The organism is Raoultibacter timonensis, from assembly GCF_900240215.1.
Classification (GTDB): domain Bacteria; phylum Actinomycetota; class Coriobacteriia; order Coriobacteriales; family Eggerthellaceae; genus Raoultibacter; species Raoultibacter timonensis.
This window is the reverse complement of record NZ_LT964685.1, coordinates 1-1,518: the sequence shown is the minus strand read 5'-3', so window position 1 is coordinate 1,518 and position 1,518 is coordinate 1. Positions and strand designations below refer to the sequence as shown.

1 protein-coding gene and 1 pseudogene are annotated in these 1,518 nt (G+C 60.1%); both read right to left on the bottom strand.

All coding sequences use genetic code 11. The annotated features are described in order from the left end of the window. Window positions 1–969: substrate-binding periplasmic protein (locus C1722_RS16380; RefSeq protein WP_180995341.1), on the bottom strand; the 969-nt coding region annotated here is incomplete at its 3' end. A 167-nt stretch (window positions 970–1,136) separates the two neighbouring features. After that, a pseudogene (locus C1722_RS17070) lies at window positions 1,137–1,518 on the bottom strand (replication restart helicase PriA); the annotation flags it as partial.

Below are 1,518 nucleotides of genomic sequence, written 5' to 3'. Positions count from 1 at the left end.
GTACAGATCGCCCACCACGGCAACGCGGATGGTCGGCGCCTGCTCCACGAAGGCGCGGTCCTCTTCGGTGAAGCTGATCGAGTTCACGTGGACATCGGAGAAGTACTTGTCGTAGAGCTCGTCGGCGAAGCTCGGATCGGCGGAATAGATGTTGGTCATCGCCTGGTTCAGCTCGGATGCGATCTCCGGCTCGTCGCCCGCCGCCACGATGTAGCAGGGTTCCGCCTTGAAGCGGGCGGCCACATCGCAATCGTCGCGCATCTCGATATCGCTGCTCAGCATGATATCCGCCTCGCCGTTATCGAGGCAGCGCAGGTAGGATTCCTCGTCGTCGTAGTAGCGGATACCGCATTCGATGCTATTGAACTCCAAGAAGTTCGTAAGGCGGTCGATCTTGTCGGACGCCTTGCCGAGCACGCCGACGGTCTTGCCGTTCAGGGTGTTCAGATCGAAGCTCTTGATGTCGGTGTTGGTCTTCTTGTACAGCAGCACCGAGTAGTTCGAGCCCATGATGTAATCGGGGTAGATGATGTCCTCGGCGAGCTCTTCCCGATAGAACATACCTCCCATCAGGTCGTATTCTCCCGCCAGCATGCCGGGCAGCAGTTCTTCGATATCACCGGTTACGAACTCGTAGTTCCAACCCGTATACTTCGATATCTCGACGAGCCAATCGTAGAAGCTTCCCGTGTGGATGCCGTTCTGGTCGGTCTCGCTGATTCCCCTGGCCTGAGGGAACGCAACTTTGAGCGTGCGGCCCGAATCGGCGTGCATGTCGACGTCGGGAAGATCGGCTCGGGCGGACGAGTCCCGCGTGGTATCGGCGCCGGATGCCGCATCGGAGCTCGACGATCGGGAGCCGTACGCGCTCGCATCGGATATCGCAGCCTCCCCCGCGGCAAACGCCGAACAGGGAAGCGCGGCAACGGCAAGGATCGCCGCCAAAGCAACGGCCGCAAGCCTTCTCATCGATGAATACCATCCTTCCAACAACACGCTGAAACCCACCGAATCGCGCATGCGCGAACCGATCCGAAATTTATGTTATAACCTACCGAACAGCTCGAAGGCGACTGACAATCAACCGTTACCGTTAGGGTAGCGCTCATCGATGGGAAAAGACAGTAACAGTCGGTCTACAGCATGTCGTGGGGATCGACGTCGATGGCAACGTTGACGGTCTTGCTCGCCTTGCGCTTGCGGAACAGCGGCAGGAGCACCCCCGATACGTTCTCGCCCGCGGGAGCCTTCACCACAATATGCCAGCGGTACGTTCCCCTCAAGCGGGAAAGCGTGCAGGGGTTGGCGGACAGCACCGTCCACGAGCCGCCCGCCTGCTCGGAAACCGTGCGCTCGATATCGACGGAAAGCTCGCGGGCCGTCCTCTCGACCTCCCGCTCGTCTTTGCCCCATACGAGCACGTTGGCCATGCGCACGTAGGGCGGATACCGCAGAAGCTTGCGTTTGGGAAGCTCGTCTTTCAGGAAGAGCGCCCGGTCGTAGGTCGCCGCAGCCTGG